Source organism: Dolichospermum flos-aquae CCAP 1403/13F (assembly GCF_012516395.1).
GTDB classification, from domain to species: Bacteria; Cyanobacteriota; Cyanobacteriia; order Cyanobacteriales; family Nostocaceae; genus Dolichospermum; species Dolichospermum lemmermannii.
On record NZ_CP051206.1, the window covers coordinates 3,688,779 to 3,697,500 of the forward strand.

The following is an 8,722-nucleotide window of genomic DNA, read 5'->3' on the forward strand; positions in this document are numbered from 1 at the left end:
AGTTATTTGAATTGACTATTTGCCCTATCTGGAGTTGAAAATGCAACTTAGTAAACTGAAAATTCGTCCTCTAATTTTAAGTTCTCACACCAATCTCATATAACTCGATTATGATTAACTCGCAAGGAATTTGGACAAATTATCGTTTGTGGCAGCGGCGCTGTTTGTATCCGTTCATTTCTGTAAGCGTTGCTTTAACTGTATGCCTGAGTACACAATTATCAAGTAAAGCTATAGGTTTTAGCGATCTGATCCGTATAGTCCCACAAGTAACCCAGATATTTAATCTATCTAATATATCCGATCGCCAGGAAGTTGATCTTGGGCAGCAAATAAATCAAGAAATACAGCAAGAAGTCAGAATTTCTCGTAATTCACAACTAAACAGCTATGTTGAACAAATCGGTAGACGTTTAGCAGCTAATAGCACTCGTCCAAATATTCCCTATACTTTTCAAGTAGTCGAAGATCCTGCTGTTAATGCCTTTGCAACTGCCGGTGGTTTTATTTATGTGAATACAGGTTTGTTAAAAACAGCAGACAATGAAGCCGAATTTGCCAGTGTATTAGCTCATGAAATGGGACATATCGAAGGCAAACATTTAATTAAACAAATGCGACAACAAGCTATAGCCAGTGGTGTAGCTACCGTATCCGGTTTAGATAAAAGCAAGGCAGTAGGAATTGGCGTGCGACTCGCCCTTAATCTTCCCCGCAGTCGCCAAGACGAATTTGATGCTGATAAAAGAGGATTAGCAAACATAACCCGCACTGGTTATGCTCAGTCAGCAATGGTTTCTTTTATGAAAAAGCTACAAAGAAGTAGCTCCGTACCTACATTTTTAAGTACACATCCAGGGGCGAGCGATCGCGTAATCTCCCTGCAAAATCAGATTAAAAATCAACCAAGTAGTCAAAATCATGGTTTAGATAATCCGGTATATCAAAGCAAAATGAGAGCATTTTTGCCATAATTATGCTCGTTTTCTATGACGGCGGCTACCTGCAAATTCCTGTGGCTGAACAATTGTCATCACCTCTTCCCAAGCCACAGTCCGCACAGCCCTACTGAACACATTGGCCTGATAAACCAACTTATTCGTAATATCCAGCCCCGTCAACCAACCACTACGGGGATGATAAGCGCCAGTATCAATATCTAACCAGCCCTGGCCCTGTGCCAAATTACCAGGAGCCACACCAGGTAAAGTAAAAGTTATAGTATGACCAACTATAATCAACTTATCTGCAAAATATGGTTTCTCTATCCGATGAAACTCATCCCTAATCCAGCATAATTCTTCCGCCGTCTGTTCTTGCACACTCTTTTCTGGATCAACACCTGCATGAGTTAACCAAAAATCTCCCAAATCTAAATATGTGGGCAAACTCTCAAACCAATCCAGATGTTGTTTAGGAATTGTTGCCGATTGGTAACTAGCAATAGTAGCCTGTCCTCCACTGTATAACCACGTTTGCATATTTGTGGACGAAGTATTCTTACCAGTCATGATATTTAATAACATCTGCTCATGATTACCTAGCAAACAAGGGTAATCATTTTCTTTAACAAACTCAACTACTTGGGCGCTTTTTGGACCACGATCAATTAAGTCTCCCAAAAAATATACTTGATCCTCTGATGTAGGCGCTATTTTTGCCAACAGCAACATCAAACATTCATAGTGTCCATGCACATCACCAATAACAACCCTGCGTTGACTAATTTCGCTCATTTGCTTCTAGCTTAAATAAATTAGCTGAATATTTCGACTAAACTTTGATTGGTCTAATTTTCGTTTAAAAGGTCAAGAAAACTTGACTAAGTTATGATTTCTTTAATAATTATGTAGACATTTGGTTAACTTGCCAAGTTCCCATATAAATAATTACTAACACCCAAGACTCCTATCATACATGAATTTTTATGCTTAAGTAGGCTCGTTCTCGGTAACAAAATATAACAAGCATCAGTTTTTAATAGACCTCTTGCAATAACCACAAACCACTATAAGTCATTCCCGAATCATCTGGTTGCACCAATAAAAAATGCAATCCCTGACTTAGCTGTTTTCGCTCTTGATATAACTTCCCAGCAGCAGTAACTTCCTCATCTGTAAAAGTCGCCAAAACCCACCTATCTAGCAAACCAGCTTCTAATACCAACCCATCAGGCGCACCACCGATATAGTTTAATGATACAGGATTATTTTCCTTTAACCACTGCGCTAAACGCATAGATTTTCTTCCACCGTAAATCACTACACCAGGGATAGGTACTGTTGAAGCTAAACCCAGATTAATTGGTTTGAGAAAATCTGGTATTTGCAAAAAAGGAATTGGTCGTTCTGTAAACTCATCCACAATATCACCAGATGGAATCGTCGCAAACCGCCATTCTTCCCCCCAGAGATTTTCCGGTAATGGTAATGGAGGTAGTTTATCCACAGTTACAGGATATTGTTTTGCTGCTAACCATTGTTTTAGAGCCAAAGTTCTCCGAGTAGCTTCAACCTTAATACCTAAATTATTTCCCGCAGTTGTGATTAAACTTAAAGACTGAGGACGAAATACTTGAATTACATCTGGTAACTTTTCCTGACCAGCTAATTGTAATTGTTGGGCGACCCAAGTAGAATTAGCCTGCGATTGGGGACAACTGGCTGTAAATTCAAAACTGCGAGTTGCATCACAAACTAATAGTTCCCATAACGTCTGCCCTTCAGCATTTCGTAGCGGACTACGATAAAAATCAGCCTGCCAAATCAGACTCATTCCCTACTCCATAAAAATTAAATAACTCAAAACCGAATTTAGCAAGTTTACTTTTTAACTAAATTCCTGGCAAATTCTATCGCTGCTTCTACTGTAGAAATTTTCCCCTCAGCTTGAGCAACACCAACCTCCATTAATAATTCACCTATCAATGGTGAAGCGGGAATGTTTAAAGCCATCATCATGTCTTTACCATTGAGTAAAGGAATAGGATGAGCAACTGCATCGTTTTTGTCAAGATAACGCTTGATTAAAGGTCCATAAGTAACAAACATACTTTCTTCAAACATTCCCTTAGCTACAATATCATTTGCTAAAGCTAATACCAACACAGCCGGAAATAAAATTCCCATTTCCCGAAACAGAAAATACTGTTTTCGCAAAGGCATCTTTACCGCTTTTATTTCCGAAAATAGTCTTAATCCCGTTGTCACAGCCCGAATTTCTGCCCGACTATAGGTAAGTTCCTGTAATTCGATTTCGGCAATTTCTGGCTTTGAGTCAACCAGACAAGCAAGTTTAGCAGTAGCTAACCAAGAAGTTTTCACAGTCTCCCGTACATAATTTGCTAATTCTTCTCCTAGTTGTTGCCAATTTTCACTAATTAAAGTATAAGCTTGATCAACAGCAGTTAACTTAATAAAACTTTCCTCAGTCGCGTTTTTAAAGAAACTAGTCAAAACACCATCTTTCCAAGCAGCATTTAGCCAAAATGTCCCTTGAGAATTTGCCAACAAATAACCAATTTCTACCCGTACTCGTTCCGCTGCCACTTGATTGATACTGTTTGCTAAACTGCGAATAGTTTCCTGAGTAGCTGGTTCAATAGTAAAACCAAGTTGAGCAGCTTGACGATAAGCCCGCATTAACCGCAAAGGATCATTTTGCAGATTTACAGGTGATATCATCCGTAATAGGCCAGATTTTATATCTTTATAGCCTTCCAGCGGATCAATAATTTCTTGAGTATGGGGATTATAAGCGATCGCATTAATAGTAAAATCCCTTCTATGTAAATCCGTAATTAAACTTTCTCCCTCCTGTTGAGCAAAATCAGCCGTAGCATGAGGAAACACCACACGGGCAATTTGTCTTTCGGCATCAAGTAACACAAAACCAGCTTGATAACGTTGAGCAATCTTTCTCGCTACCTTCACCGCATCCGCTGGGATAATAAAATCTAAATCCACATATTCCCGCACCCTACCCAAAATCGCATCACGCACCGCACCACCCACCATATAAACAGGTTGTGGCAAATATTCCAGACTAAAAGGCCAATTTTTGGCAGCGAGACGAGAAACAACTAATTCATCCATGATCATAAAAATCAACCTAGTAACCAATGCCGATTATTTTGCATTAAGCTACATTAACTATAAAGCTTCCCAAAGTTGGTTCTATTATGTGTATTTGCGTGAATTGCCACTATGTAGACCGCTGCGTCACCTACAACGCCGTAGAAACCCAGCACCAACAGCCTCACCTGACAGAAACACCAGATTTTGACCCCAACGAACCTGCCATCAACGTCAATATTCGCACACAAGGCGAAATCATTGAAATGGAATGGGATGTTGTCGGTTGTCTCAGCTTCAAATCAGAAATAGGTAAATGGTCCAAATTACGTCCAGGTGAATTAGTCCCGACATAACTGAGAGTAGTTTCTGAAATGTTGCTGAATATTCACACTCGAAATCAGCAACACCGATTCTTATTCATTTTTTCCCCTCCAATCCTTAATTTTGCTGTATTATTTATCAGAAAAATATATTTGCATTTACTTTGACAAACATAATCAAGCACCTCTCATCGAATAAATATGCTTTAGCATTGCATACCACCACACCAGAACTCGGTTTAGCAATTAGCAACTTTACAGATTATCCCCAATCTCAAGTTTGGAACTTAGGACGTGACTTATCCAGTCATATCCATAAATACCTAATTGAAGTGATTAAACCACGAACCTGGGCAGACCTAGAATTTATCGCCGTAGCCCAAGGTCCTGGTGGTTTTACAGGAACTCGCATTGGAGTTGTCACCGCGCGGACACTAGCACAACAGCTAAACATTCCAGTATTTACAGTTTCCACCCTAGCCGCATTAGCTTGGCAAGCCCATAAAGCCCAAAAAAATTGCCAACAGCCAATAATTGCCGTAGAAATGCCAGCACAGAGGGGACAAGTTTTTGGTGCTGTTTATCAACCCAACCCTGATAATTCTGGCATTACTGCTCTATTACCAGATACAGTATTCACCCCAACCGCATGGCAAGAAACCCTAGCAGTCCAATCTTCTGAGCATACAAGTTATCAATTAATTTCCGCCACATCCCAGTTAGCAGCAACCGTTAACAGTATTTTGGAATTAGCATATTTAGATTGGCAGCACGGAAAAAATCCCCATTGGTCTGAGGCTCTTCCTTATTATGGACAACATCCTGTAGATATTTGATGATTATCGAAATCCTCCTAATCCTTACCAAATAAAGCTTATAGCTCAAAATAAGCATTAAATTTCCCCTCCCAAAAAAATATTTTCCAAACCCCTTGACAGGAAAAGGAAGGATTGCTATATTAGGTAAGTGCCGGGAAGAGAAAACAACTCCCGGCAACTGAACCGAGAAAAAATAATACTTTGAAAGAATAGATTAAACCAATCCTCGTCGTGAAGATAATTTAAAGAGGATTCGAGATTTTAACTAATTTCGGAGCCGACAAACTCGAAAGAAACAAAATGGAGAGTTTGATCCTGGCTCAGGATGAACGCTGGCGGTATGCTTAACACATGCAAGTCGAACGGTCTCTTCGGAGATAGTGGCGGACGGGTGAGTAACGCGTAAGAATCTACCTTCAGGTTGGGGACAACCACTGGAAACGGTGGCTAATACCGAATGTGCCGAGAGGTGAAAGGCTTGCTGCCTGAAGAAGAGCTTGCGTCTGATTAGCTAGTTGGTGTGGTAAAGGCGCACCAAGGCGACGATCAGTAGCTGGTCTGAGAGGATGATCAGCCACACTGGGACTGAGACACGGCCCAGACTCCTACGGGAGGCAGCAGTGGGGAATTTTCCGCAATGGGCGAAAGCCTGACGGAGCAATACCGCGTGAGGGAGGAAGGCTCTTGGGTTGTAAACCTCTTTTCTCAGGGAAGAAAAAAATGACGGTACCTGAGGAATAAGCATCGGCTAACTCCGTGCCAGCAGCCGCGGTAATACGGAGGATGCAAGCGTTATCCGGAATGATTGGGCGTAAAGGGTCCGCAGGTGGCATTGTTTGTCTGCTGTTAAAGAGTCTGGCTCAACCAGATCAAAGCAGTGGAAACTACAAAGCTAGAGTATGGTCGGGGCAGAGGGAATTCCTGGTGTAGCGGTGAAATGCGTAGATATCAGGAAGAACACCGGTGGCGAAGGCGCTCTGCTAGGCCAAAACTGACACTGAGGGACGAAAGCTAGGGGAGCGAATGGGATTAGATACCCCAGTAGTCCTAGCCGTAAACGATGGATACTAGGCGTAGCTCGTATCGACCCGAGCTGTGCCGTAGCTAACGCGTTAAGTATCCCGCCTGGGGAGTACGCAGGCAACTGTGAAACTCAAAGGAATTGACGGGGGCCCGCACAAGCGGTGGAGTATGTGGTTTAATTCGATGCAACGCGAAGAACCTTACCAAGACTTGACATGTCACGAATTCCGTTGAAAGATGGAAGTGCCTTAGGGAGCGTGAACACAGGTGGTGCATGGCTGTCGTCAGCTCGTGTCGTGAGATGTTGGGTTAAGTCCCGCAACGAGCGCAACCCTCGTTTTTAGTTGCCAGCATTAAGTTGGGCACTCTAGAGAGACTGCCGGTGACAAACCGGAGGAAGGTGGGGATGACGTCAAGTCAGCATGCCCCTTACGTCTTGGGCTACACACGTACTACAATGCTCCGGACAAAGGGCAGCTACACAGCGATGTGATGCGAATCTCATAAACCGGAGCTCAGTTCAGATCGAAGGCTGCAACTCGCCTTCGTGAAGGAGGAATCGCTAGTAATTGCAGGTCAGCATACTGCAGTGAATTCGTTCCCGGGCCTTGTACACACCGCCCGTCACACCATGGAAGTTGGTCACGCCCGAAGTCGTTACCCCAACCTTTTGGAGGGGGATGCCTAAGGTAGGACTGATGACTGGGGTGAAGTCGTAACAAGGTAGCCGTACCGGAAGGTGTGGCTGGATCACCTCCTTTTAGGGAGACCTAATCCATTTAGAACTTGAAAGCAATGAAAATTGCTAATAGAGCCTAAATTGGTCTAACCTAGGTCGGTCGAGATTGGGATAAATCTTTCAAAGTATTATTTTGGCTTAGGTCAAAAACTGAATCTGAGATCATAACTGAATCAAAGTCAGCACCTAACAAATTAAGTTAGAATGCTGGGTTAAATTCCAGCCAGAACCTTGAAAACTGCATAAGAGAACGAGAATTAGCAGCGCAGACGTGAAACATGAGAATGTTTCATCAAAGCAGACAAAAAGAAATGTGGTCAAGCTAATAAGGGCTAATGGTGGATACCTAGGCACACAGAGGCGAAGAAGGACGTGGTTACCGACGAAATGTTCCGGGGAGTTGGAAGCAAACTATGAGCCGGAAATATCCGAATGGGGCAACCCTATGTACTACCTGTTGAATATATAGACAGGAAAGAGCCAACCCAGCGAACTGAAACATCTTAGTAGCTGGAGGAAGAGAAATCAAACTAGAGATTCCCTCAGTAGTGGTGAGCGAAAGGGGAAGAGCCTAAACCAGAGGATTTATCTTCTGGGGTCGTGGGACAGCAATATCGAATCTAGAGATTAGACGAAACAGCTAAATACTGTACCAGAGGGGGTGAAAGTCCCGTAGTTGAAAGTCAAAGGATAGTAGCTGAATCCCGAGTAGCATGGAGCACGAGGAATTCCATGTGAATCAGCGAGGACCACCTCGTAAGGCTAAATACTACTGTGTGACCGATAGTGAACAAGTACCGCGAGGGAAAGGTGAAAAGAACCCCGGAAGGGGAGTGAAATAGAACATGAAACCATAAGCTTACAAGCAGTGGGAGTCCGATTTAACGGATGACCGCGTGCCTGTTGAAGAATGAGCCGGCGACTTATAGGCACTGGTAGGTTAAAGCGAGAATGCTGGAGCCAAAGGGAAACCGAGTCTGAATAGGGCGTTAAATCAGTGTTTATAGACCCGAACCCTGGTGATCTAACCATGTCCAGGATGAAGCTTGGGTAACACCAAGTGGAGGTCCGAACCGACTGATGTTGAAAAATCAGCGGATGAGGTGTGGTTAGGGGTGAAATACCAATCGAACCAGGAGCTAGCTGGTTCTCCCCGAAATGTGTTGAGGCGCAGCGGTAATGATTAAATTTGGGGGGTAAAGCACTGTTTCGGTGCGGGCTGGGAGACCGGTACCAAATCGAGACAAACTCAGAATACCCAGAAGAAGACATTGCCAGTGAGACAGTGGGGGATAAGCTTCATTGTCAAGAGGGAAACAGCCCAGACCACCAGCTAAGGTCCCCAAATCATCGCTAAGTGATAAAGGAGGTGAGATTGCCTAGACAACTAGGAGGTTTGCCTAGAAGCAGCCACCCTTGAAAGAGTGCGTAATAGCTCACTAGTCAAGCGATCTTGCGCCGAAAATGAACGGGGCTAAGCGATGTACCGAAGCTGTGGGATTGATATTAAATTATTAATCGGTAGGGGAGCGTTCCGTCGTAGGTTGAAGCAGTAGCGGCGAGCAGCTGTGGACGAAACGGAAGTGAGAATGTCGGCTTGAGTAGCGCAAATGTATGTGAGAATCATACACCCCGAAACCCTAAGGGTTCCAGAGCCAGGTTCGTCCACTCTGGGTTAGTCGGGACCTAAGGCGAGGCCGAAGGGCGTAGTCGATGGACAAAGTGTCAATAGTCACTTACTGTTCT

The 8,722-nt window shown here is 43.4% G+C and carries 6 protein-coding genes and 2 rRNA genes (1 of these 8 running past the window's edge); 5 read left to right on the forward strand and 3 right to left on the reverse strand.

The genetic code is table 11. The features are described 5' to 3' along the window. Positions 1-110: 110 nt before the first annotated feature. Entirely contained in the window at positions 111-974 is an 864-nt protein-coding gene (locus HGD76_RS17825; RefSeq protein ID WP_168696569.1) for a M48 family metallopeptidase, read from the forward strand. Here the strand turns inward: HGD76_RS17825 and HGD76_RS17830 are convergent, their stop codons facing one another. The 3 genes from HGD76_RS17830 to HGD76_RS17840 form a co-directional block, all read right to left on the reverse strand. Further along, positions 975-1,736 (reverse strand): metallophosphoesterase family protein, encoded by a 762-nt coding sequence (locus HGD76_RS17830; RefSeq protein ID WP_015081545.1) that lies wholly within the window; start codon positions 1,734-1,736, stop codon positions 975-977. Between the two features lie 241 nt (positions 1,737-1,977). Beyond that, complete coding sequence (locus HGD76_RS17835) at positions 1,978-2,775, reverse strand: Tab2/Atab2 family RNA-binding protein (RefSeq protein ID WP_168696570.1); 798 nt, start codon at positions 2,773-2,775, stop codon at positions 1,978-1,980. A gap of 47 nt (positions 2,776-2,822) precedes the next feature. Further along, positions 2,823-4,094 carry a tRNA nucleotidyltransferase/poly(A) polymerase-related protein gene (locus HGD76_RS17840; RefSeq protein ID WP_168697490.1) on the reverse strand — a complete coding sequence of 424 codons (1,272 nt, stop codon included), beginning with the start codon at positions 4,092-4,094 and terminating at the stop codon, positions 2,823-2,825. Between the two features lie 86 nt (positions 4,095-4,180). Between HGD76_RS17840 and HGD76_RS17845 the strand changes: the two genes are divergently transcribed. The 4 genes from HGD76_RS17845 to HGD76_RS17860 all read left to right on the forward strand — a co-directional run. Then, positions 4,181-4,429 (forward strand): Ycf34 family protein, encoded by a 249-nt coding sequence (locus HGD76_RS17845; protein WP_148765361.1) that lies wholly within the window; start codon positions 4,181-4,183, stop codon positions 4,427-4,429. 131 nt (positions 4,430-4,560) lie between these two features. Continuing rightward, on the forward strand, positions 4,561-5,232 hold the full coding sequence (gene tsaB / locus HGD76_RS17850; RefSeq protein ID WP_168696571.1) for a tRNA (adenosine(37)-N6)-threonylcarbamoyltransferase complex dimerization subunit type 1 TsaB: 672 nt from the start codon (positions 4,561-4,563) through the stop codon (positions 5,230-5,232). A gap of 279 nt (positions 5,233-5,511) precedes the next feature. Next, positions 5,512-6,998: ribosomal RNA gene (locus HGD76_RS17855) — 16S ribosomal RNA — on the forward strand. A 293-nt stretch (positions 6,999-7,291) separates the two neighbouring features. Further along, positions 7,292-8,722, forward strand: a 23S ribosomal RNA gene (locus HGD76_RS17860) (it continues 1,401 nt past the right edge of the window). The 16S and 23S rRNA genes sit together here, the layout of an rRNA operon.

Coding starts and splice junctions, on each gene's coding strand:
- HGD76_RS17825 (WP_168696569.1), top strand. CDS start 111: ATGATTAACTCGCAAGGAATTTGGACAAATTATCGTTTGTGGCAGCGG.
- HGD76_RS17835 (WP_168696570.1), bottom strand. CDS start 2,775: ATGAGTCTGATTTGGCAGGCTGATTTTTATCGTAGTCCGCTACGAAAT.
- HGD76_RS17840 (WP_168697490.1), bottom strand. CDS start 4,094: ATGGATGAATTAGTTGTTTCTCGTCTCGCTGCCAAAAATTGGCCTTTT.
- HGD76_RS17830 (WP_015081545.1), bottom strand. CDS start 1,736: ATGAGCGAAATTAGTCAACGCAGGGTTGTTATTGGTGATGTGCATGGA.
- HGD76_RS17845 (WP_148765361.1), top strand. CDS start 4,181: ATGTGTATTTGCGTGAATTGCCACTATGTAGACCGCTGCGTCACCTAC.